The organism is Streptomyces sp. NPDC004111, from assembly GCF_042874215.1.
Taxonomy (GTDB): domain Bacteria; phylum Actinomycetota; class Actinomycetes; order Streptomycetales; family Streptomycetaceae; genus Streptomyces.
Genome location: NZ_JBIAMU010000008.1, coordinates 66,867 through 90,039, shown reverse-complemented (window position 1 = coordinate 90,039; position 23,173 = coordinate 66,867). Strand labels below are relative to the sequence as shown.

Sequence of the window (23,173 nt, the reverse complement as noted above, 5' to 3'; positions counted from 1 at the left end):
CGGCTCCGCCCGCTCAGCTCCGTACGGTGCGGGGCCCCACGCACCGGGCGCCGTGCGCCTCGACCCGGCGCCGCAGCTCGCGGTCGGCGGTGACCACGACGCACTCCCGGCCGGCCGGGAGCCGCTCCGCGACGACCTCGACGATCCGGTCGTCGCCGCTGCCGGAGGCGGACACGACCCGCACCCCGGGCACCGACTCCACACCCCGGGCCGCGCCCTCCACCACCAGCACGACGTCGAGCGGTCCCGGAAGCCCCGCCACCCCGTCGGCCGCGTACCCGGGCAGCCGGTCGCGCAGCCGCTCGGCGGCGCCGTGCCGGTCCTTCCACCAGCCGTCGGGCACCGAACCCACGACGTTGGCCGCGTCGACCACGAGCAGGGGCGGGGCGCTCTGCGCGGCGCCGGTCGCGGTGTCGGGGGCGGTGCCGTCCTCGGACGGGACGGGCGGCTCGGGCGGTGTGGACGTCATGGGCCCAGCGTCCCACGGGGCCGCCGCCAGGCCCGCGCCCCGACCGGAGACCGCGGTGCCGGGGCCGCCCGTGCCCGGCGGTCAGCGCCGCACACGCGCGAGGAGCGTCACCGTCACGTTCTTCAGCCGATGGGTCGCGGCCGGCTCGTAACGGCTGCGCAGGGCCGAGACCGTGGCCGGGGTCAGACCGGTGTACGGGTCGTCGGAGGCGGGCGAGGTCAGCACCCAGACCCGGTCGTGCCCGCTCAGGGCCGGCCTCGGGGCAAGGCCCTCGACCGGTGCGAAGGAGCCCGCCTCCCGCGCCGTGACGGACACCAGCACGTCGGCGGGCCGGTGGGCCGCGTCGCGGAGTTCGTAGGCGAGCCCGCGCCGGACGATGGTGCCGGAGGTGGCGCCGCCGTACACGACGGCGTCGCCCGCCCTCTGCTGCCGCTCGATCAGACGGGCGGCGCTCCGGTAGTCCGGCTCCCACGCGACGTCCTTGCCCGCCTGCCGGGCGGTGGCCATCGCGGGCAGCGAGAGCCACAGCACGGCGGTCGCTGCCGCCGCTGCCAGCAGCCAGCCCAGCCACACCACCAGCGGCCTGCGGGCGCGGTCCGGCCCGAACCCGGCCGGGCGGCACACCGCCACCGCCGCCAGCAGCACCCAGGCGGGCAGCGTGAAGAGCAGATAGCGGTAGTAGAAGAGCCGCAGCAGGTCGGCGGTGGCGAAGGTCAGCAGCGGCGGGAGCAGCGCCCACACCGCGAGCATCAGCCGGGGCCGGCCCGCCACCGCGATGCCGACCGCCCCGAGGACCAGCAGCGGGACCGCCGTCGGCCAGGACCCGACGACGTCGTGGGGGAAGTCGAGGAAGGTCCGCAGGGTCGGGTTGTTCCAGGAGATCTGGCCGCTCTGCCCCGAGCCGCGCGCCGCCATCGGCAGCACGAAGGAGACGCCGACCAGCACCGACCCGCAGAAGCCCCAGGCCGCGGTGCGGTCGCCCGCCCGGCGCGCGGCCAGCACCGCGCACAGGTGCGCCGCCAGCACCGACAGCGAGACGAGGTGGCTCCAGCCGACCAGCGGCAGGCTCGCCGCGTACAGCGCCCAGCCCTTCACCGACGGCCGCTCCAGCACCCGCACCAGCAGCAGCGTCGACAGCAGGACCGCCGCGACGGCGAAGGCGTACGGGCGGGCCTCCTGCCCGAACCGGGTGACCGTCGGCAGCACCGCGAAGACCAGCCCGGCCAGCAGCCCCGTGCGCAGGTCGAACAGCCTGCGCCCGAGCAGCCCCAGCAGACCCGCCGCGGCGGCCGTCGCCAGCGCCGCGGGCAGCCGCAGCACGGTCTCCGAGGTGCCCAGCAGCGCGGTCCACCCGTGCATCGCCACGTAGAACGGGGCGAAGACCACGTCGACGCCCCGCAGCAGCGTGCCCAGGTCGGCGAGCGGCAGCGTCGCCGACCACCAGGTGGCGTGCTCGTCCTGCCACAGCTGGCGGTCCCCGATGCCGTGCAGGGTGAAGGCCAGCGCGACCGCGGCCGGCAGCAGGAACGCCACCGCGGCCGACCGGCGCGCGTCCACCGAGCGGCGCAGCCGCCGGGCGGCGCTGCGCGGCCGGTCGGCCGCTTCCGCGGGCGCGACGGGTCCGGCGGGGTCGATCACAGTCACTTCTTGATCCAGACGCGGTAGGAGCTCGGCCCGGCGGGAGCGACGTACGGGTCGTCGAGCAGCAGCCGGTAGTGGGGATTGGCGCGCAGGGAGGTGGTCAGGGCGAAGTTCTCGGGGGACTCGGGCAGCCCGGACAGCACGACGGCGTCGAAGCGTCCGGCGGCGAGGTCGGCGACCTTGGACGGGCCGGTGCGCTCCCACTGCCGCTCCCGGGTAGCCCCGCGCAGGTAGTACGCGGGTACGGCGGGCCGGTCGGCCAGGTAGCGGCCGTCGGCCGTGACGACCTTCGCCAGCGCCTCGACGGCCCGGGTGGAGTCGGGCGGTACGAAGGTGTTGTGCGCCCGCACCAGGCCGAGCACCAGTACCGCGACGTACACCAGGATGCCCAGCTGCGGGTTGCGGAAGTGCGCGCCGACCAGCCGGGCCAGCCCGAGGCCCGAGAGCGGTGCGGCGAGCGCCAGCCCGTACCCCAGGTTCCGGAGCTGGGCCGGGTCCCCGCGCCCGGCCAGCACGTACCCGGCGGCCAGCAGCGGGCTCGCGCACAGCAGCACGGCCAGCAGCACCCGGCGCACCCGCCCGGGGACCGCCACCCGGGTCCACGAGGTCTCGGCCAGGCGCGCCCGGTGGATGTAGGCGACGGCGCCGCCAAGGGCGCACAGGAACACCGGGCCGCCCCACTGCACGATGTCCCCGAGCACGGCGGCCGGGGTCTGCGAGGAGAGCCGCGGCGCCCGGTCCGGGCCGCTCCCGCCGCCGAGCAGCCGGGTGCCGCCGTACAGCAGCAGAGCGGTGGGCACGGCGAACAGCGCCGCCCGCAGCACCGCGCGCCCCGCCCCGCCCGGCAGCGTCGTGAGGGCCGCGAGCAGGGCCAGCGTCGGCAGGAACAGCACCGTGCCCCACGCGAGGGCGACCGCCAGCACGGCGGGGACGACCGCGAGCAGCACCGGGGCCACGCGCGCGCCGCCGCGGGCCGCCAGCCACGCGGCGAGCGCCAGGAAGCACCCGCCGAGCGCGGCGCCGTCCGCGAGGAACCCGGAGAACACGGTCGACTCGCAGACCGAGAACAGCGCCGCCGCCCCGAGCGCCGCCCGCGCCCGGAACAGCCGGGCGGCCAGCGCGTACACGCACACGGTCGCCCCGAGCATCGCCAGCAGGCTCAGCACCCGCACTCCGGTCGGCCCGAAGGACGAGTCGACGAACGCCGCCAGCACCGGGTACAGGGACGGCCGCCCCGAGGCGGGGTCGGTCAGTGGCACCGTGCCCGAGCCGTCGCGCTGGAGGTGCCCGTGGACCAGCGTCAGCGCCTCGCCGGGGAACAGCCGGCCGCCCATCCGGGAGGAGAGCCCGGCCTGCACGGCCAGGACGCACAGCAGCAGCAGCCGTCCGATGCGCACGCTGCGCCGCGAGTTGACCGTCCAGGCGGACCGCGGCACCTCGGGGACGGTGTAAGCGGGGGCGAGCCGGGCGGCGATGTCGGCCCTGCGCAGCCGCACGGTGTCGGGGCTCATCGGAGCTTGCCGGGGTCGAAGCCGAACGCGGCCGAGCCGCGGGCCTGTTCGCGGAAGGTGCGCCGGGCGAGCGGACCGCTGCTGATCCGCCAGTCGGCCTCCTTGTCGTAGTCGAACCAGATGAAGCCGAGGACGTCGGGGCGCTTCTCGACGCCCCGGAAGAGGTCCTCGATGTCGGCGGGCTTGCGCTCGCCGCCCTCGGACGCCGTCTCGGGGATGACCACCGGTTTGCGGGTGAAGGTGCGGATCTGCCGAAGCGTCGGGTCGAAGAGGGTCTCGAAGGTGGTCGGGCCGTGCTTGGCGTAGTAGCCGATGACGCCGACCCAGTCGACGTACTTCTCGCCCGGCCAGAACGGCTTGAGCTTCACCTGCGGCATCGGGTTGACGACGTTGGGGGTCCAGACCCAGATCACGGACCTGGCTCCGGCCTTCTCGAAGAGGTCGTGCGTGCGCTTCCAGGCGGCGGTGAATTCGGCCGGGGTGGCCTTCTTGGTGCCCCAGGGGTACCAGTCGCCGTTCATCTCGTGCGCGAAGCTGATCGCCACGGGGAGGTTCAGTTCGCGGACGGCCTCGGCGTAGGAGCGGATGTAGTCGTCGCTGCGGCCCGCCGCGATGTCGGCGAGCGGCGTCGTGTGCGGCTCCCAGGAGATCATCGGCAGTGCCCCCTCGTGCCACACCGCGGCGGCGGCGCCCTCGTCGAACCGGTCGCCCCACGCGGCGTAGTAGCCGACCAGGTTGGGCTGTCTACCGGCCTGCGCGGCGAAGGTCCGCAGCGGCTCCAGCGAACCGGGCAGTCCCTCGGCGGCCACGCCCAGGTACTTCTTCCCCCCGGCGGGCCGCAGCAGGGGCGTGAGGTCGTACGGGGCCTCGCGTGCCTCCTGGGTCGCGGCGGCGGTCGTCGGCGGCCCGGTGTCCAGGGACCGGTAGTGGTCCCGTCCCGCGGAGGAGAAGGTGGTGCACCCGCCGGCGGCGAGCACCAGGGCGGCGCAGACCACGGCCGCCCCTCGGGCCCGGCGGAAGGGCCCGCGGGCCGTGCGGAGGGGGGTACGGGCCTGCCCGGAGGGGGTGCGGACCTGGCGGGAACGGGACGGAAGCACGGGTTCAGGCCTTCTGGAAGGGGTCGGCGGCGGGGAAGTCGCCCGGAGTGGCGGGGGAGACCGTGGGTGCGGCAGCCGCAGTGGTTACGGGCGGTACGGCGGTTACGGGCGGGGCGGCGGTGGCGGCCGGGGCCACGGCGGCTGGCGGGGCGACGGCGGCTGCGAGGCGCGGATCACCGGGCTCGCCGACGTGCGGCTGGAGCAGCGCGCGCCCGATCGTCGCCGCGTAGAAGAGCCCGGCGGCCAGCAGCAGCGCGAAGTCCGGCGGGTACAGGGAGAGCGTGCGCCACAGCGCCAGGGCGACCCAGACCAGGGCGGTGCCGCCGCTCCAGAGGGCCAGCCCGAGCCAGAAGCGGCGGGTGCCGTTCGACCTGGCTCCGCCGGACCCGGACGGCTTCCAGCCCATGTGCCGGCCGCGCAGCAGGTCCCAGAAGGCGAAGACGAACGACCAGCCCTGGATCGCCTGTACCGCCCAGGCCTCCAGCCGGAACGGCGCCCGGTGCCACAGGGGCTGCACGATCGTCACGTAGAAGAGCGTGGGCAGCAGCAGGAACGAGGCCTGCGCGACGACCTGCCCCGGCGCGAACAGCAGCAGTCCGATCGGGATCAGCGGCAGCGCGAACACGGCGAGCGCCGTCGTCAGGTAGTAGAGGAAGCCGCTGAGGTAGGACAGCCGGGTCTCGACGCGCAGCGGGGCGGCCCAGAACTTCCGGTCGGTGATCAGCGCGAGCGACCCCCAGCACCAGCGGTACTGCTGGTTCATGTACGCGCCCGCGGTGTCGGGGCACACACCGGTGGACAGGGCGACCGGGACGTACCGCAGCCGCCAGCCGAGACCGCGCAGGTCGAAGCCGGTGTACATGTCCTCGGAGTGCTCGATCAGGGTGGTGCCGCCGTTGGCCTCCAGCGCGGAGCGGCGGTACAGCGCGCAACTGCCGCAGCAGATCGACGCGTTCTTGCCGTCCCGGGAGACCTGCACGGAGCGGTAGAAGTACTCCTGGGTGGCGCCCGCGCCGCGCTCGATCCAGTTCTGCGAGTCGAGGACGCGGAAGAACTGCGGGGACTGGACGATGCCGGTGTCCGGCTCGTCCATGTACGGCAGCATCTCCTGGAGCAGGTCGGCGCGCGGGGCGAAGTCGGCGTCCAGGATCAGGATGTGCTCGCCCGCGGAGATCCCGAAGCCGTACTGGAGGTTGCCCGCCTTCTTGTACCGGCCGCGATCGGTCCTGGTGCCGTGCCGGAACCCGAAGTCCGCGGCCATGGCGGCCAGTTCCGCGGACGCGCCGTCGTCGAGCACGTACACGGTGACCCGGCCCGGGTAGTTCCGGGCCATCCGGCGCACATGCGTCCAGGTGTTGTGCAGCACCTCGATGGGCTCGCCGCACACCGGCAGGAAGACGTCCACGGTGGGGTACGCGTCCGGCCGCCACCCCCTCACCAGGGCGCGGTGCGCGCGCATGTCGAAGCCGCGGCTGAACCCGTCGAGCCGCAGCGAGAGCAGCGAGTGGCAGACGGCGACGACCAGGAAGGGCGCGAAGAGCCAGAACCAGGGGCTGGAACTGGTGAAGGCCAGCTGGCTGATCGCCAGGAAAACGATGCCGACGAAAGCGAAGAAGGTGAGCACCCACAGATGCCGCCGGGCGTAGCAGTATTTCTCGCTGTCGTCGGGCGGCTGCGGCAGCAGGCCCGAAGCAGGTGAATTCCTGATGGTCATGCGAAGTTCTTCTCCGGCCTTTCCTGGGCGGCCATTTTATGAAAGGTGCTCGGGCGAATTCCCGGAAAAGGTCCTGCCTCGCCGGGTACAAAGTCACCGGGTGGCCGGGACCAAAGAAGTGCGGCGGAACACCCAGGTGCGGTACGACCAGAACCGGAAAAGGGTGGCGAAGGCGATTCCGGTGAACTTGAACACGTTCTCCTGGAGCGGGGTGTCCCAGCCCATTCCGTAGGTCGTCACGAACAGCACCCCGTTCTCCAGGACGAGCCCGGCCGCGCTGAAGAAGGCGAACAGCAGGAGCTCACTGCTCTGCCGCCGCTGGCGTCTGTCCTGGTAGGCGAAGTAGCGGAAGCCCAGGTAGTTGCAGGCGACGGCGACCGCGGTGGCGGTCATTCCGCACCGGACCACCGGGAGGCCGGTGTGCGAGCGGAGCAGGTTGAAGACCAGCAGGTTGACGATCACGCCGATGCCGCCGACGGCACCGAACTTGGCCATCTCCACCGAGAGGGAACGCAGCCGGCTGCGGGCCGCGTGTCTGCCGGTTCTGCTTTTCATGGTTCACAACTCCGGGCGCGCCGAATTCCGTGCTTCAGGGGTCATCTGTAAATCGGGGCGCCAGTGGGGGAGTTCATGCCTGCAAAGGCCCGGGTTAAGAACCGTGTGAACCCGGCGCGGTTCCCTATCGTAAGCTATGCCCGATTGGCGGAGATGTTCCCGTATGGTGCGGGGCATTCGGGAAGAGTTAATTCGAGAGCGACGGCACGCATGACTGAGGCGATACTCCTGGCCGGTGGTAAGGGATCCCGGCTGCGTCCGGTCACGCTCCGCACGCCCAAACCCATGGTTCCGGCCGCCGGGGTGCCCTTCCTGGCCCACCAGCTGGCCCGCGCCCGCGCGGCGGGCGTCACCCACGTGGTGCTGGCCACCTCCTACCTCGCCGAGGTCTTCGAGCCCTACTTCGGCGACGGCTCCGCACTCGGCATGCGGCTCACCTACGTCACCGAGGACCGGCCGCTGGGCACCGGCGGCGCCGTCCGCGGCGCGGCCGACGCCCTGGAGTCGGGCCCCGCCGACCCGGTGCTCGTCCTCAACGGCGACATCCTCACCGGCCTCGACCTCGCGGGCCTGGTACGCGGCCACCTGCGGGCCGGGGCCGCCGTCACCCTGCACCTCACCCGCGTCGACGACCCCCGCGAGTACGGGCTGGTGCCCACCGACGGCACCGGCCGCGTCCTTCGCTTCACCGAGAAGCCGCAGCGGCCCGAGGAGATCGTCACCGACCAGATCAACGCGGGCTGCTACGTCTTCCGGCGCGAGGTGATCGACACCGTTCCGGCGGGCCGCCCGGTGTCCGTGGAGCGCGAGACCTTCCCCGGGCTCCTCGCCTCCGGCGCCCTGCTGCACGGGGTCGTCGACCGCTCCTACTGGCGCGACCTCGGCCGTCCCGCCTGCTTCGTGCAGGCGTCGGCGGACCTGGTGCGCGGTGTCGTCGCCTCGCCCGCGCTGCCGGGCCCCACCGGCGAGTACCTGCTGATGCCCGGCGCGCGGATCGAGGAGGGCGCGGTGCTGGGCGGCGGCACGGTCGTCGGCGCGGGCGCCCGGATCGGGGCGGGGGCCGTCGTCGAGGGCTCCGTCGTGCTCGACGGCGCGCGGGTCGACGAGGGGGCCCGGGTGCACGCCAGCATGCTCGGGGCCGGCTCCTACGTCGGCCGCGGCACCACCGTCACCGGCGCGGTCGTCGGCGACGGCGCCCGGGTGGGCGCGGCCAACGAACTCGACCACGGGGCCCGGGTGTGGTGCGACGCACGCATCCCGGACGCCGCCATCCGCTTCTCGCCCGACTGCTGACGGCCACCCACCGGCCCAGGCCCACCGTCTCCCAGCCCCCCCCAGCCCCCGCCCACCGTCTCCCAGCCCCCGCCCACCGGCCCGCAGCCGCGGCGTCCTGCCCCGATGCCCCGCCCACCCCGGATTTCCGCACAGATGGAGAGCAGGTCCCGTGGCCGATACCGCGCCCGCCCCCGCCGTACCCACCCCCGCCCCCGACCCGCGGCGTCGGCCGCTGGCCGTGCCCGACGAGTGGGGCCGCACCGCGCTGACCGTCGTCATGCCCACGTACAACGAGGCGGAGAACCTCCCCGGCATGGCCGAGCGGCTGATGGCACTCGCCCTGCCGGGCCTGCGCCTGCTGGTGGTCGACGACAACAGCCCCGACGGCACCGGACGGATCGCCGACGGCCTCGCCGCCCGCCACCCGGGCCGGGTGGCCGTCCTGCACCGCACCACCAAGGACGGCCTCGGCCGGGCGTACGCGGCGGGCATGACCCGCGCGGTCGAGGACGGCGCGGACTTCGTCCTCCAGATGGACGCCGACGGCAGCCACCCCGTCGGGTACGTCCCCCAGCTGCTCGGCAGCGCCCTGTCCACCGGCGCAGGGCTCACCGTCGGCAGCCGCTACGTCTGCGGCGGCCGGCTCGCCGACGAGTGGGGCCTGCACCGCAGGCTGCTCTCCCGCTGGGCCAACCGGTACGTGAGCGCCGTCCTGCACACCGGGCTGCGCGACGTCACCGCCGGGTTCGTCCTGTGGCGCGCCGACACCGTCCGCGCGGCCCGGCTCGACCGGGTCCGCAGCAGTGGCTACAGCTTCCAGGTGGAGCTCAAGTACCGGGCGGTGCGGGCCGGTTGCACGGCCGTGGAGATCCCCATCCACTTCGAGGAGCGCCGTACCGGCGTGTCCAAGATGAGCCTCGCCGTGCAGCTGGAGTCGGCGGTGCTGCCCTGGAGACTGCGGCTGCGCGGCTGAGCGGGGACGCACGAGGGGGGTCGTACGGAGACGGACTCCGTACGACCCCCTCCCGGTGGGACGCGGTGGCGTTACGCGGGGACGCTCGCCACGCCCGCCGTCAGGAACTTCTTCCCGGCGACCCGCTCCGAGTAGCCCTCACGGTCCAGGTACGGCGTGATGCCGCCCAGGTGGAAGGGCCAGCCGGCGCCGGTGATCAGGCACAGGTCGATGTCCTGGGCCTCGGCGACGACGCCCTCGTCGAGCATCAGCCGGATCTCCTCGGTGACCGCGCCCATCACGCGGTCGCGGACCTGCTCCTCGGTCAGGACGGTGTCGCCCTGCTTGAGGAGGGCTGCGACCTCGGGGTCGAGGACCGGGGCGCCCGAGTCGTAGACGTAGAAGCCCCGCTTGCCGGCCTTGACCACGGCGGCCAGGTTCGGCGACACCGTGAAGCGGTCCGGGAACGCGCGGTTCAGGGTCTCCGAGACGTGCAGACCGATGGCCGGGCCGACCAGCTCCAGCAGGACCAGCGGCGACATCGGCAGACCGAGCGGCTCGACGGCCTTCTCGGCGACGGCGACCGGGGTGCCCTCGTCGATGACGTTCTGGATCTCGCCCATGAAGCGGGTCAGGATGCGGTTGACGACGAACGCCGGGGCGTCCTTCACCAGCACGGCCGTCTTCTTGAGCTTGCGGGCCACACCGAAGGCGGTGGCCAGCGACGCGTCGTCCGTCTTCTCGCCGCGCACGATCTCCAGGAGCGGGAGGATCGCGACCGGGTTGAAGAAGTGGAAGCCCACGACCCGCTCGGGGTTCTTCAGCTTCGACGCCATCTCGGTGATGGACAGCGAGGAGGTGTTGGTGGCGAGGATCGCGTGCGCCGGGGCGACCGCCTCGACCTCCGCGAACACCTGCTGCTTGACCGACATCTCCTCGAAGACGGCCTCGATGACGAAGTCGGCGTCGGCGAAGCCGTCCGCCTTGTCGAGGACGCCGGAGACCAGGGCCTTGAGGCGGTTGGCCTTGTCCTGGTTGATGCGGCCCTTGCCGCGCAGCTTCTCGATCTCCATGTGGACGTAGCCCACACCCTTGTCGATCCGCTCCTGGTCGATGTCGGTCAGCACGACCGGCACCTCCAGACGGCGCAGGAACAGCAGCGCGAGCTGCGAGGCCATCAGACCGGCGCCGACGACGCCGACCTTGGTGACCGGGCGGGCCAGGTTCTTGTCCGGTGCACCGGCCGGGCGCTTGGCGCGCTTCTGCACCAGGTTGAACGCGTAGATCCCGGAGCGCAGTTCGCCGCCCATGATCAGGTCGGCGAGCGCCTGGTCCTCGGCGTCGAAACCGGCGGACAGGTCACCGGACTTGGCGGCCTCGATGATGTCCAGGGCGCGGTACGCGGCCGGGGCCGCACCGTGCACCTTGGAGTCGGCGACGAACCGGCCGCGCGCGACGGCGGCGTCCCAGCCCTCGCCCCGGTCGATCTCCGGGCGCTGGACCTGGAGTTCGCCGCGCAGCACCGCGGAGGTCCAGATCAGCGACTGCTCCAGGAAGTCGGCACCCTCGAAGATCGCGTCGGCGATGCCGAGCTCGAAGACCTGCGCGCCCTTGAGCTGGCGGTTCTGGTTCAGCGAGTTCTCGATGATGACCGTCACGGCCTTGTCGGCGCCGATCAGGTTCGGGAGCAGCGCGCAGCCGCCCCAGCCCGGGACCAGGCCGAGGAAGACCTCGGGGAGCGAGAAGGCGGGCAGCGACTGCGACACCGTGCGGTAGGAGCAGTGCAGACCGACCTCGACGCCGCCGCCCATCGCCGCACCGTTGTAGTACGCGAAGGTGGGCACGGCCAGGCCGGAGAGCCGGCGGAACACGTCGTGCCCGCCCTTGCCGATGGCGAGCGCGTCCTCGTGGCGCTTCAGCAGCTCGACGCCCTTGAGGTCGGCGCCGACGGCGAAGATGAACGGCTTGCCGGTGATGCCGACACCGACGATCTTGCCCTCGGCCGCCTCGGCCTCGACCTGGTCGATCGCGGCGTTGAGGTTGCCCAGCGACTGCGGGCCGAAGGTGGTCGGCTTGGTGTGGTCCAGGCCGTTGTCGAGCGTGATGAGGGCGAAGTTGCCCGCGCCGCCCGGCAGTTCCAGGTGACGTACGTGCGCCTGGGTGACGACCTCGTCGGGGAACAGCTCGGCCGCGCCCTTCAGGAGCTCGGCGGTGGTGGTGCTCACTTGTTGCCTCCGTCGAAGTGCGGGTTCTCCCAGATGACCGTTCCGCCCATGCCGAAGCCGACGCACATGCTCGTCAGGCCGTAGCGGACGTGCGGCTGCTCCTCGAACTGGCGGGCCAGCTGCGTCATCAGGCGCACGCCGGAGGAGGCCAGCGGGTGACCGAAGGCGATGGCGCCGCCGTACTGGTTCACGCGGCTGTCGTTCTCGGGGATGCCGAAGTGGTCGAGCATGGCCAGCACCTGCACGGCGAAGGCCTCGTTGATCTCGAACAGGCCGATGTCGTCGATCGAGAGGCCCGCCTTGGCGAGGGCCTTCTCGGTCGCCGGGACCGGGCCGATGCCCATGACCTCGGGCTCGACGCCCGCGAAGGCGTAGGACACCAGGCGCATCTTGACCGGCAGGCCCAGCTCGCGCGCGACGTCCTCGGCGGCGATCAGGGAGGCGGTGGCGCCGTCGTTGAGACCGGCCGCGTTGCCGGCGGTGACCCGGCCGTGCGGGCGGAACGGGGTCTTCAGCCCGGCCAGCGACTCCAGGGTGGTGCCCGGACGCATCGGCTCGTCGGTGGTGGCCAGGCCCCAGCCGGTCTCGCCCGCCTCGGCGTTCGTGCGGCGCACGGACACGGGGACCAGGTCGGCCTGGATCTTGCCGTCGGCGTACGCCTTGGCGGCCTTCTCCTGCGAGCGCACCGCGTACTCGTCGGCACGCTCCTTGGTGATGCCCGGGAAGCGGTCGTGCAGGTTCTCGGCGGTCATGCCCATGAAGAGGGCGGACTCGTCGACCAGCTTGTCGGAGACGAAGCGCGGGTTGGGGTCCACGCCCTCGCCCATGGGGTGGCGGCCCATGTGCTCGACGCCGCCCGCGAGGGCGATGTCGTACGCGCCGAAGGCCACGCCGCCCGCCACGGACGTCACGGCGGTCATCGCGCCGGCGCACATGCGGTCGATCGAGAAGCCGGGGACGGACGTCGGCAGACCGGCCAGGATGCCGGCGGTGCGGCCCAGCGTCAGGCCCTGGTCGCCGATCTGGGTGGTCGCGGCGATGGCGACCTCGTCCACGCGCGCGGGGTCGAGGTCCGGGTTGCGGCGCAGCAGCTCCCGGATCGCCTTCACGACCAGGTCGTCGGCCCGGGTCTCGTGGTAGATGCCCTTCGGGCCCGCCTTGCCGAACGGGGTGCGGACGCCGTCGACGAAGACGACGTCCCTGACGGTACGAGGCACGATTGGCTCTCCTCCGGGGTGCGGGGTGGTGCTGCTGCCAGTACGCGGAGACGCCGAGGTGGGCGGCACCGCACGGCCCCATGCTACTTACGGGTAACCAAGCTGCCCACCCTTCTCGCCCCAAGCGGCGAAGGTCACACTCGGTGGCGGCCGTCCGGCGGGTGTCCCGGGGGTCCGCCGTTGGCGGAAAGCGTGCGGTGCGGCGTGTCGCGGGAGGTGCCGGTACGGGGTGGTGCGGGGCGGCCGGTCAGCGGGTTCGCGACCGGTGCGGGGGTCGGCCCCGTACGGAATTCGGGGGCTTCCGGTTCCCTTTCGCGGCTGGAAAATTGGTCTGGACCATACTCCTCGGTAGCCCTTAGGCTCGCCTCAAGATCGTGCGCCGTACGGCCGCGAACCCACCCTCACCTGCTCTTTCCTGCTGTGCCGTACCTGCTGATGGGAAAAGACCGTGCTCGACTTAGTGGTGGTTCTGAGGGCCGAGGACGCGGTCCTCGACTTCCTCTCCGTACTGACCGACCCGGACGGCGACGGGGTCCGCGAGGGCGAGGCTCCCCGGGAGATCCGGGTGCTGTGCTGCGACACCGGGCAGTGGATCGCGCTGCCGCCCGACGGCACCCCGTACGACCGGCTGGAACTCCTCGCCCCGCACCTGCGCGCCCCGGACGCGCCCGCCGCTTCGCCCGGCCCCAAGGTCCTGGCCGCCCTGCTCACCGGGGCCGCCGAGGGCCGTCCGGCCCGGATCTGGACCCACTCGCCCGCCGACAACCGCCGCAGCCGGGGCCGGCTCGGCCGGGACGTCGCCGCCGCCGCACACGGACTGCCGGTGCACCACGCGGTCGGCTACTCCCCGTACCTCCAGTTCGTCAGCGACGAGGACCGCCCGCTCGGCCGGGCCCTGGTCGCCGCCAAACTCGGCTTCGTCAACCGGCACTGCGGCCCGCTGCTGAGCAGCGACTCGCCCGAGTTCATGGTGTACACCGCGCGGGTCCCGGCGACCGAGCGCTTCTTCGCGGCGGGCGACCCCCGCGAGCGGGAGGGACTCTTCGCGCTGCTGGCCAGTCTCGACGAGGAGGCCGCGACGGTGGCCGACCCGTGGGAGTTCGACAGTTCCGCCTACGAACGCTCCCGGCTCGACGCCACCACCGCCTGGGTCGCCCGGCACCGGCTGCCCGGCGACGGCCCGCTGGTCGAGGTGGGCGCCTGCGAGGGAGCCCTCACCGCACGGCTCGCCGCGAAGGGGTACGCGGTCGACGCCACCGAACCCAACCCGCTCTTCCGGGACCGGCTGACCGCACGGACCGAGACCGTCCCGGAAGGCGTACGGGTCCATCCGTACGACCTGGCGGAACTGGCGGACCGCAGCAGGGAGCCGGGGCTCGCGGGGACCGCGTACCTGCTGATCGAGATGCTCTACTACGGCCAGGACCCGGCCCTGCTCGACGACCTGCCCACCGACCTGGTCCTCCTCGCCCTGGAACCGGCCACCCTGGACGAACGGGTCCGCCCGTGGCTGGCCGCCACGTCCCGCTGGGAGACGGTCGAGGAGACGGTACTGGTCGCCCCGGCACTGGAACCGGTGTGCGGGGGCCGCGCCTACCTGAGCAAGCGGGGCAGCGTGGGCCTCGCACTGCGCAGAACGGAGCCGACCACCCGCGACAGCTGACCGGCGGACGGGGCCGGCGACGGAGGGGGCGGCGGGGCGGCGGGGGTGCGGGCAGCTGTCGTGGGTGGTCGGGCCATGACGTGAGGCGCATGGCCGCCCGGCCCACCCGGCGGGACCCCTCACCGGGTACGCCGACCGCCCCGGGTCCGGCCTCGGCCCGCCCTCCACGCCAGGCGCTCCAACCGCCCAGGTCCCGCCCGCACCGGCCTTCCTCGCGGGCCAGCCCCTGCCAGGCGTCGGCAGGGCGCGGCACTCCCGTACCGGTGCGACCTGCCGGCCCCCGTCGCCTGCCTTCTACGGCCACCGAAATCCCGTCCCGTGCCCCGCCGTTCCGGCGGTCATCCAACTCCCGTCCTGTTCCCCGCCGTTCCGACGGTCATCGAACTCCCGTCCCGTGCCCAGCCACCCCGGCGGCCACCGAAATCCCGCCCCGTTCCCCCCCCCGTGCCGACGGCCATCGATCACCGGCCCCGTGCCCCGCCGCCCCGACGGCCACCGGCTTACTCCGGCTTCCCCCCCGGGCCTCCGGACCGAGGACCCGCACGGCCCCTCGCCACGCACTCCGTAGCCGTGCGAGCCCGCCGCCCGCACACCCGTGGGTGCGCCGACGCGGGCGGTGGCCCCGCCCGGACCCCTCGCATATCGACTTGTCGATGTTCCGACCACCCGCCTCCTCGCAAAGGTGTACTCGCCATGAGCTCTGTCCCTTCGCTGGTGTCCCTGGTGAACGCGTGCCTGATGCCCGCCTACGACGGACGCACCCCGCCCGACTGGATCAAGCGCGCCCTCGACCAGGGGCTCGCCGGAGTGGGCCTCTTCGGCACCAATCTGCTGCCGCCCGGCGGCCCACTGCGCGACGACATCGTCGATCCGCTGCGCTCGGTGCGGCCCGACGTGCTCATCGCCCTCGACGAGGAGGGCGGCGACGTCACCCGGCTCGACTACCGCCGGGGCAGCGTCTACCCGGGCAACCACGCCCTCGGCGGCGTCGACGACCCTGCCCTGACGCGCGAGATCGCCGAAGCGATCGGCGACGACCTGCGGGAGACCGGCATCAACCTGTGCCTGGGTCCGTGCGCGGACGTCAACTCCCGCCCCGGCAACCCCATCATCGGCGTACGGTCCTTCGGGCCGACCCCCGATCTGGTCGCCCGGCACACCCGGGCGTTCGTCGAGGGACTCCAGGGGCGCGGTGTGGCCGCCACCCTCAAGCACTTCCCCGGGCACGGCGACACCGGCACGGACTCGCACTCCTGGCTGCCCGACATCCCGCGCTCCCTCGACGCCCTGCGCGCGCTGGAACTCCCTCCGTTCGCGGCGGGGTTCGCGTCCGGCGCCAAGGCGGTGATGACCGGCCACATCAGGCTTCCCCAGCTCGACGACCTGCCCGCCACGCTGAGCCGCCGGGTGGTCACGGGGCTGCTGCGCGAGGAACTGGGATACGACGGCGTGGTGATCAGCGACGCGCTGGAGATGGCGCCGATCCTGGACCGCTGGGGCTTCGGCGGAGCGGCGGTGCTGGCCTGGTCGGCGGGCGTGGACCTGGTGCTGCTGGGTGCCACGGATGGCGAGAAGATCCTGCCCGAGGTGTACACGGAGGTTGAACGCGCGCTCCGGGAAGGCGACTTGACCGTCGACCGGCTCGAAGAGGCCGCCGCCCGCGTCGCCGCCCTGCGCGCCTGGGCGGCCCCCGGTGCCCGTACGCCGGTGACGGACCGGACCCCCGCCCCGGACATCGGCCTCGTCGCGGCCCGCCGGGCGGTCGAAACGGTGGCCCTGGAAGGGATACCGAAGCCTGGCCCGGTGCATGTCGTACGGCTCGCCGTCGGCGCCAACATGGCGGTGGGGGAGGCCCCGTGGGGCCTGGACCGGGTGCTGCGCACGCTGGACTCGCTGGCCTCGCACACGGAGGTCGAACCGGGCACGGACCCGGCCGAGGTGCCCCTGCCCGCCGACGACGGCAGGACCCTGGCGGTCGTGGTACGGGACGCCGCACGCGACCCGTGGCAGTGCGGGACGCTGGCCGCGCTGCGGGCCCGGCGGCCGGGACTGGTGGTGGTCGAGATGGGCCTGGCGCCCGCCCCGCTCCCCACGGACGGCCACCCGACGGTGTTCACCCGGGGCGCGGGCCTGGCCAACGCCATGGCCGCAGCCGAACTCCTCACCACCACACCCCCTCACCGCCACCCCCTCCGCCCCTGACCCCACCCCCACCCCCGCCCCCTTGGGCGGCGGGGCCGCCCCCCCCGGGGGCGGAACGGGCGGGCAAGGGGGCGGCCCCCCGGCGGAGCCGAACCCTCCGGCCCCGCCCCGCCCCCGTTCCCCCGCACCTCCCGTCCCCCGCGCCCACCCCACCCCACCCGCCCGGAGCCCCCGTGAACCAGCCACCCCCACCAGCCGGCCGCACAGGCCAAACGAACCAACCCGACGACCGAACAGCCCCCCACCCCCACCTGCACCCCCACCCCCACCCCTTCGACACCTGCATCGGCCTCGGCTACCACTGCGAATCCACCCACCAGATCCGCCGCCTCACCCGCACCGACCGCGCCCACTTCTTCGACTGGCTGGACCTCGACTTCGCGTCCGTCCTGTCCCTCCTGGACACCGACTTCCGGGACGTACTGCTGCCCGGCGGCACGGAACCCTTCAGCGACGGACTCTGCGCACACGACCGCGGGACCGGCATCCGCTTCTTCCACGAGTTCGAGCCCCGGCCCGGCCGGCCGCTCGTCCAGGCGGACATCGAGGCCCAGCTCCCCACGGTGCGCGCCAAGTTCGCGCATCTCGCCGACCGCTGGCGGGCGACCACCGCCGACGCCGACCGGCGCGTGCTGTACGTCCACCACGACGCCTTCGACGAACTCGCCGACACCGACCTGCGCCGGCTGCACCGACTCCTCGCCCGCCGCTACCCCGGCCACCGTTTCGCCGTGCTCTGGCTGCGCCGCACCCCGCCGGGCGAGGTGGCCGCGCTGCCGCCCGGCGTGGTCTGGGACACGGTCCCCGAAGTGCCCGGCCGCTGGCAGGGCGACGACACCGCCTGGGACCGCGTCTTCGCCGCCCTGGGCCCCCGCACCCTCTGGCCCGCCGCGCCCGGACACCCCCCGGCGGCCCCCGGCCCCGCCTCCACCCCCGACTTCCGCACCGAGGAGCCCGCATGACCTCGCACCCCCCTCACCTCCCGCCCACGCGCCCCTGGCACACCGTCGTCCTCTCGCCGCACTTCGACGACGCGGTCTTCTCCCTCGGCGCGACCCTGGCCGGGCTGCCGGGGCCGACGGCCGTCGTCACCGTCTACGGCGGCGCGCCCGCCCCGGACGTGCCGGTCTCCTGGTGGGACTCCACCTGCGGTTTCTCGACCGCGCACGAGGCGCACCGCGCCCGGGTCGCGGAGGACGCCGAGGCCTGCGCGAAGGTCGGCGTCGAGCAGGTCGTGCTCGACCACCCGGACGGCCCGTACGCCGAAGGGCCCGAACTGCCCGGCCTGGACGCCTTCCTGGAGCGGCTCCCGGCCGGCACCGACGTCTGGGCCCCCCTCGGCAGCAACCAGTCCGACCACGAGAACGTCCGGGTGCGCGCCACCCGCGCCCTCGCCCGGCTCGGCGCCCCGCCGCCCCTCGTCTACGCCGACCTCCCGTACACCGGGCACCTCCCCGAGTGGGGCACGGACGGGGCGAGCGAAGCTCTCGCGCAGAGCCCGATGTGCGGCCTCGCCTACCAGGAGCTGCTGACCACCCACCGCACCACCGTCCACCACCACCTCGTACCGGACGACGCCCAGTGGGCCGCCAAGCGCGAGGCCGCCCAGTGCTACGGCTCGCAGCTCGCCCCCGTCGCCGCCGACCACGGCAACTTCCTCTCCCGCACCGGCCCGCTGCGCGCCGAACTCGTCTGGTCCCTGGAGCCCACGTGCTGACCCCCGTCCCCGACGAGCGCCCGCCCGTCCTCGTGGCCCGCGACCTCGTCAAGGAGTACGCACGCGGCCGGGCCGTCGACGGCGTCACGCTGAGCGTGCGGGCCGGCGAGCGCCTCGGACTGCTCGGCCCCAACGGCGCGGGCAAGACCACCACCCTCCTGATGTGCCTCGGCGCGGTCGAACCGGACGCGGGCCGCGTGGAGATCCTCGGCCACCGGCTGCCCGCCGACCGGGCCCGCGCCATGCAGGGCGTCGGCTTCGTCGCGGGCTACCTCCCGCTGCCCGACCGGGTGCGGGTCAGCGAGTACCTGCGGCTGTACGCCGACCTCTACGGCCTGCGGGACCCGCACACCGCCGTCGGCGAGGCACTGGAACGGTTCGGCATCGGTCACCTCGCCGCCGCCATCGGCACCCAGCTCTCCAGCGGCCAGCGCACCCTGGTCGGCATCGCCAAGGCGGCCCTGCACCGGCCCCGGCTGATGATCCTCGACGAGCCCACCGCCTCCCTGGACCCGGACATCGCCCTGCGCGTGCGCACCGCCCTGCTCGCGCTGTCCGCCGAGCGCGGCACCGCCCTGCTGGTCACCAGCCACGACATGACCGAGGTCGAGCGGCTCTGCGAACGCGTCGTCTTCCTGCACGGCGGACGCATCGCCGCCGACGGCACCCCCGAGGACGTCGCCCGCACCTTCGGCCGCGACGACCTCGAAGGGGTCTTCCTGCACCTCGCCGCCGAGCGCGACAAGGACCGCGAACGAGAAAGGGCGGCCCTGGCATGAGCGACCGCATCGGCAGTCCGACCCTGACCGTGTCCCCGGACACCGAGGGCCCCGCCCTCCGCTCCCCGGCCGCCGCCTCCGCGCACCGCGTGCGGGCCGTGGCCCGGCGCCACTGGCTGGTGCTCAAGCGCAGCCCGCACCGCTTCTTCGACGTCCTGGTCTGGCCCCTGGTCGACACCCTCCTGTACGGGTCGATCGGCCTGTTCGCCGCCGAGGCCGCCGGGGACACCCCGAGCGCCACCACCGCCGTCGCCGTCTACCTGCTCAGCGGCACCGTCCTGTGGCACCTCGTCCACCAGACCCAGATCTCGCTGGCCACCGGCTTCCTGGAGGAGACCTGGTCGCGCAACGTGCTGGGCCTACTGGCCACCCCGATGCGGGACTGGGAGTACCTGGCGGGCGTCGGACTCTTCGCCCTGGTGCGTACGGCCGCCAGCACCGTCGCGGTGGCCGCCCTCGCCTTCGCCGCGTACGCCTTCGACGTGACGCGCCTCGGGTTCGGCCTGATCCCGGTCGCGGCCCTGCTGCTGGCGTCCGGCTGGGCGGTGGCCCTCCTGGTCGTCGGCCTGGTACTGCGGTACGGCAGCGGGGCGGAGGCACTGGTGTGGGGAGCGCTGTCGGTGGTGATGCCGCTGTCCGGCGTCTTCTACCCGATCACCACGCTGCCCACCGTGCTCCAGCCCGTCGCGCAGATCCTGCCCACCACGCACGTCTTCGCCGTCGGCCGCACCCTGGCCTCCGGCGGCCCGATGCCGTGGGGCGAGTTCGCCCTCGCCGCCGGGGGCACCGCCGTACTGACCCTGCTGAGCCTCCTCGCGCTGCGCCGGATGCTCCGCACCTTCCGCCGCCGGGGTCTGGTGACCCGCTACTCCTGACCCGCGGGAGGGCACGCGTGAGGCCCCCGGTCCGGGGGGACCGGGGGCCTCGCACGTACTCCCATCGCTCGCGCGTACCGCCGCGGCTCACGCGTACCGCCGCGGCTCACGCGTACCGTCGTCGCGAGCGGCGCGGGCTCACTCCGCGGCCGGTGCCGCCTTCGCGGCCAGCGCCTCCACCAGCAGCGGAGTCACCAGCTCGATCTGCCACTGCCGCGCCCCGTACCCGGCCAGCGCCTCGGCGACCTTCTCCGGGGTCGGGGGCTTCGGCGGCTCCCAGCACACCCGGCGCACCGTGTCCGGGGTGATCAGGTTCTCCTGCGGCATGTTGATCTCCTCGGCCTGCGCCGAGACCGCCGCGCGCGCCGCGGACAGCCGGGCGGCCGCCGCCGGGTCCTTGTCGGCCCAGGACCGGGGCGGCGGAGGGCCCGCCACCGCCTGGCCCGGCTGCGGCAGCTCGATGTCCGGCAGCGCCTTGGCCCGGTCGATCGCGGCCTGCCACTGCTCCAGCTGGCGCCGCCCCATCCGGTGCCCGAAGCCGGGCAGTGCGGCCAGCACGTTCGCGTTCAGCGGCACGGCCAGCGAGGCCTCGACGATCGCCGCGTCGCTCAGCACCTTGCCCGGCGAGACGTCGCGCCGCTGGGCGATCTTGTCCCGGGCGTTCCACAGCTCGCGTACGACCGCGAGCCTGCGGCGCCCGCGAACCTTGTGCATCCCCGACGTACGGCGCCAGGGGTCCTTGCGCGGCGGGGCGGGCGGCGCCTCGGCGATGGCCCGGAACTCCTGGAGGGCCCAGTCCAGCTTGCCCTGCCGGTCGAGCTCCTTCTCCAGCGCGTCCCGCAGGTCCACCAGCAGCTCCACGTCCAGGGCCGCGTAGCGCAGCCACGGCTCGGGCAGCGGGCGGGTGGACCAGTCGACGGCGGAGTGGCCCTTCTCCAGGGCGTAGCCGAGGAGGTTCTCGACGATGGCGCCGAGGCCGACGCGCGGGATGCCCGCGAGGCGTCCGGCCAGCTCCGTGTCGAAGATCCGGGTCGGGACCATGCCTATTTCCCGCAGGCACGGGAGGTCCTGGGTAGCCGCGTGCAGCACCCACTCGGCGTCCGCGATGGCCTCGCCGAGGCCGGAGAGGTCGGGGCAGCCGACCGGGTCGATCAGCGCGCTGCCCGCGCCCTCGCGGCGCAGCTGGACGAGATAGGCCCGCTGTCCGTACCGGTAGCCGGACGCGCGCTCGGCGTCGACGGCCACGGGGCCGGTTCCGGCGGCGAATGCCGCGATCACTTCGTCGAGGGCCTCCTGCGTCGCCACGACGGGGGGAATGCCCTCGCGTGGCTCCAACAGCGGGATCGGCGCCGGTTCGACGTCGTCCGGGGGGCCGCCCCCGGTGGTTCGCAGGTCTGCTTCTGCTGCGGTCTCTTGGGCGTCGGTCACCTGCCAAGGGTATCTGTGTATGGCAGGAGCCCGACGACGGAACGTTCCGTCGCCGGGCTCCCGGGGCCCGGGGGGCCGAGGACGGGGGTCCGGCCGGGTGCCTGGAGGAACACCCGGCCACGACTCCCGGTGGTGCCACGAGCCGGTCGCGGTGCGACCGGCGGGCGCCGACCGCACGGTCGGCGCGTGCCCGCTCGCGTGGTCGGCGCCTGGTCAGTGGATGATTCCGGTACGCAGCGCCACCGCGACCATGCCCGCACGGTCGCCCGTGCCGAGCTTGCGGGCGATGCGTGCCAGGTGGCTCTTCACGGTCAGGGCGGACAGCCCCATGGAGACGCCGATGGCCTTGTTGGACTGGCCCTCCGCGACGAGTCTGAGGACCTCGACCTCACGGCCGGAGAGTTCGCGGTAGCCGCCCGGGTGGCTCGGGGAACCCGGGGGGCGGCGGTGCATGCGGGCGGCGTTGGCCCCGATGGGGGCGGTGCCGGGGCGGCCGGGGTGGTGGCCGACGGCGTTGCGGGTGCCGGTGACGACGTAGCCCTTCACGCCGCCCGCGAGGGCGTTGCGCACGGCGCCGATGTCGTCGGCGGCCGAGAGGGCCAGACCGTTGGGCCAGCCCGCGGCCCGGGTTTCGGACAGCAGGGTGAGGCCGGAACCGTCGGGCAGGTGGACGTCGGCGACGCAGATGTCGCGCGGGTTGCCGACGCGGGGGCGGGCCTCGGCGATGGAGGACGCCTCGATGACGTCACGTACTCCGAGGGCCCACAGGTGGCGGGTAACGGTGGAGCGGACGCGCGGGTCGGCCACGACGACCATGGCGGTCGGCTTGTTGGGCCGGTAGCCGACCAGGCTTGCGGGCTGCTCAAGAAGAACGGACACCAGGCCTCCGGGGAAGTGACGGGAAGGCTCCGGCGGGCTGAGGGCCAAGCCGGGCGAACCGTGCTGGAAGGGTCATTGACCTCTTCGGCAGCAACCCCGCCCGGCTTTAGGGAAAGATCACGAATTGATGAGTAACAATTCGGGCAATTCGGACGGACGATCGATGAAGTCCCTGATCAGGGCAGTGGGCGGAGGGCCCGTCGCCCCCCGCCCCACCTCTCGAACTGTCCGTCAGGGGCGCTGCGGGCCCCGTCGCTGCGGCAGCGACACCACACCCGGCAGCCCCTGGAACGCGGCCTCCTGACCCGTCGTCGGAGCCGGCGGCAGCCCCGCGACCTGGCACAGCAGATCGCACCAGGCGGCCAGGTAGGACGCCGTGTCCGGCACCCCGCCCCGCCCCTCGCGCGGCGTCCAGGACGCCCGGATCTCGATCTGGGTGGCGGGCCGCCGGTCCGCGAGCCCGCCGAAGTAGTGCGAACCGGCCCGGGTGACGGTCCCGCTCGCCTCGCCGTACGTCAGACCGCGCGCCTCCATCGCACCGGTCAGCCACGACCAGCACACCTCGGGCAGGAGCGGGTCGGCCGCCATCTCCGGCTCCAGGTCCGCCCGTACGAGGGTCACCAGCCGGAAGGTGCCCTGCCAGGCGTCGTGCCCGGCCGGGTCGTGGAGCAGTACGAGACGGCCGTCCGCCAGGTCCTCGTCGCCCTCCACGGCCGCCGCCTCCAGCGCGTAGGCGTAGGGGGCGAGGCGCTTGGGGGGCTTGGTCGGGTCGACCTCCACCTCGGGACGCAGCCGGGCGGCGCGCAGGGCGTCCACCGCCTGGCGGAAGGGGAGCGGGGCCGTGTTCTCCTCGGTGCCTTCCCTGTTGTCTCTGCCGTGTGGGTGACCGTGCGCGTCATCTGAAAATCGTCCCTGAGCCGGAGCCATGCGGGGAAGGGTAGGCCGAAGGCGGCCCCTACGGCGGGAAGGACACC

At 73.8% G+C, this 23,173-nt stretch carries 19 protein-coding genes; 8 read left to right on the top strand and 11 right to left on the bottom strand.

Going from position 1 to position 23,173, the window contains the following annotated elements; translation table 11 throughout:
• Nucleotides 1-13: 13 nt before the first annotated feature.
• The 6 genes from ACFYVL_RS17530 to ACFYVL_RS17505 form a co-directional block, all read right to left on the bottom strand.
• Nucleotides 14-469 (bottom strand): NTP pyrophosphohydrolase, encoded by a 456-nt coding sequence (locus ACFYVL_RS17530; protein WP_389245574.1) that lies wholly within the window; start codon nt 467-469, stop codon nt 14-16.
• 81 nt (nt 470-550) lie between these two features.
• A complete protein-coding gene (locus tag ACFYVL_RS17525; protein ID WP_389245572.1) occupies nt 551-2,113 on the bottom strand; it encodes a glycosyltransferase family 39 protein in 1,563 nt (520 codons plus the stop codon).
• A complete protein-coding gene (locus tag ACFYVL_RS17520) occupies nt 2,110-3,621 on the bottom strand; it encodes a hypothetical protein (RefSeq protein WP_389245570.1) in 1,512 nt (503 codons plus the stop codon). The genes ACFYVL_RS17525 and ACFYVL_RS17520 overlap by 4 nt, the downstream gene beginning before the upstream one ends.
• Nucleotides 3,618-4,718 (bottom strand): glycoside hydrolase family 26 protein, encoded by a 1,101-nt coding sequence (locus ACFYVL_RS17515; protein WP_389245568.1) that lies wholly within the window; start codon nt 4,716-4,718, stop codon nt 3,618-3,620. The genes ACFYVL_RS17520 and ACFYVL_RS17515 overlap by 4 nt, the downstream gene beginning before the upstream one ends.
• A 4-nt stretch (nt 4,719-4,722) precedes the next feature.
• On the bottom strand, nt 4,723-6,432 hold the full coding sequence (locus ACFYVL_RS17510; protein ID WP_389245566.1) for a glycosyltransferase family 2 protein: 1,710 nt from the start codon (nt 6,430-6,432) through the stop codon (nt 4,723-4,725).
• Nucleotides 6,433-6,525: 93 nt separating this feature from the next.
• Nucleotides 6,526-6,987, bottom strand: coding sequence for a GtrA family protein (locus ACFYVL_RS17505; protein WP_389245564.1), 462 nt, complete (start codon nt 6,985-6,987; stop codon nt 6,526-6,528).
• 210 nt (nt 6,988-7,197) lie between these two features.
• Between ACFYVL_RS17505 and ACFYVL_RS17500 the strand changes: the two genes are divergently transcribed.
• Complete coding sequence (locus ACFYVL_RS17500; protein ID WP_389245562.1) at nt 7,198-8,280, top strand: sugar phosphate nucleotidyltransferase; 1,083 nt, start codon at nt 7,198-7,200, stop codon at nt 8,278-8,280.
• A 259-nt stretch (nt 8,281-8,539) separates the two neighbouring features.
• Nucleotides 8,540-9,235, top strand: a complete 696-nt coding sequence (locus ACFYVL_RS17495) for a polyprenol monophosphomannose synthase (RefSeq protein WP_389245943.1) — start codon at nt 8,540-8,542, stop codon at nt 9,233-9,235.
• Between the two features lie 71 nt (nt 9,236-9,306).
• Here the strand turns inward: ACFYVL_RS17495 and ACFYVL_RS17490 are convergent, their stop codons facing one another.
• Together ACFYVL_RS17490 and ACFYVL_RS17485 are read right to left on the bottom strand one after the other, a co-directional pair.
• A complete protein-coding gene (locus ACFYVL_RS17490) occupies nt 9,307-11,439 on the bottom strand; it encodes a 3-hydroxyacyl-CoA dehydrogenase NAD-binding domain-containing protein (RefSeq protein WP_389245560.1) in 2,133 nt (710 codons plus the stop codon).
• Complete coding sequence (locus ACFYVL_RS17485) at nt 11,436-12,656, bottom strand: thiolase family protein (protein WP_389245558.1); 1,221 nt, start codon at nt 12,654-12,656, stop codon at nt 11,436-11,438. The genes ACFYVL_RS17490 and ACFYVL_RS17485 overlap by 4 nt, the downstream gene beginning before the upstream one ends.
• 448 nt (nt 12,657-13,104) lie before the next feature.
• On the opposite strand from ACFYVL_RS17485, the gene ACFYVL_RS17480 reads away from it, so the two are divergent.
• The 6 genes from ACFYVL_RS17480 (at nt 13,105) to ACFYVL_RS17455 (ending at nt 19,892) form a co-directional block, all read left to right on the top strand.
• Nucleotides 13,105-14,319 carry an SAM-dependent methyltransferase gene (locus ACFYVL_RS17480; RefSeq protein WP_389245556.1) on the top strand — a complete coding sequence of 405 codons (1,215 nt, stop codon included), beginning with the start codon at nt 13,105-13,107 and terminating at the stop codon, nt 14,317-14,319.
• 693 nt (nt 14,320-15,012) lie between these two features.
• Nucleotides 15,013-16,521 carry a glycoside hydrolase family 3 protein gene (locus ACFYVL_RS17475; RefSeq protein WP_389245555.1) on the top strand — a complete coding sequence of 503 codons (1,509 nt, stop codon included), beginning with the start codon at nt 15,013-15,015 and terminating at the stop codon, nt 16,519-16,521.
• 173 nt (nt 16,522-16,694) lie between these two features.
• Nucleotides 16,695-17,483, top strand: coding sequence for a papain-like cysteine peptidase (locus ACFYVL_RS17470; protein ID WP_389245553.1), 789 nt, complete (start codon nt 16,695-16,697; stop codon nt 17,481-17,483).
• A complete protein-coding gene (locus tag ACFYVL_RS17465; protein WP_389245551.1) occupies nt 17,480-18,238 on the top strand; it encodes a PIG-L deacetylase family protein in 759 nt (252 codons plus the stop codon). Before ACFYVL_RS17470 ends, ACFYVL_RS17465 begins: the two co-directional genes overlap by 4 nt.
• The gene (locus tag ACFYVL_RS17460; RefSeq protein WP_389245550.1) at nt 18,232-19,017 is read left to right on the top strand and encodes an ABC transporter ATP-binding protein; all 786 of its coding nucleotides are present in this window, start codon (nt 18,232-18,234) and stop codon (nt 19,015-19,017) included. Before ACFYVL_RS17465 ends, ACFYVL_RS17460 begins: the two co-directional genes overlap by 7 nt.
• Complete coding sequence (locus ACFYVL_RS17455) at nt 19,014-19,892, top strand: ABC transporter permease (RefSeq protein ID WP_389245548.1); 879 nt, start codon at nt 19,014-19,016, stop codon at nt 19,890-19,892. Before ACFYVL_RS17460 ends, ACFYVL_RS17455 begins: the two co-directional genes overlap by 4 nt.
• A gap of 138 nt (nt 19,893-20,030) precedes the next feature.
• On the opposite strand, the gene ACFYVL_RS17450 is transcribed toward ACFYVL_RS17455, so the two are convergent.
• The 3 genes from ACFYVL_RS17450 to ACFYVL_RS17440 form a co-directional block, all read right to left on the bottom strand.
• The gene (locus ACFYVL_RS17450; protein WP_389245546.1) at nt 20,031-21,320 is read right to left on the bottom strand and encodes an HRDC domain-containing protein; all 1,290 of its coding nucleotides are present in this window, start codon (nt 21,318-21,320) and stop codon (nt 20,031-20,033) included.
• A gap of 213 nt (nt 21,321-21,533) precedes the next feature.
• The gene (locus ACFYVL_RS17445; RefSeq protein ID WP_389245544.1) at nt 21,534-22,199 is read right to left on the bottom strand and encodes a LuxR C-terminal-related transcriptional regulator; all 666 of its coding nucleotides are present in this window, start codon (nt 22,197-22,199) and stop codon (nt 21,534-21,536) included.
• A gap of 231 nt (nt 22,200-22,430) precedes the next feature.
• A complete protein-coding gene (locus ACFYVL_RS17440; RefSeq protein WP_389245542.1) occupies nt 22,431-23,126 on the bottom strand; it encodes a DUF3000 domain-containing protein in 696 nt (231 codons plus the stop codon).
• Nucleotides 23,127-23,173: the final 47 nt, after the last annotated feature.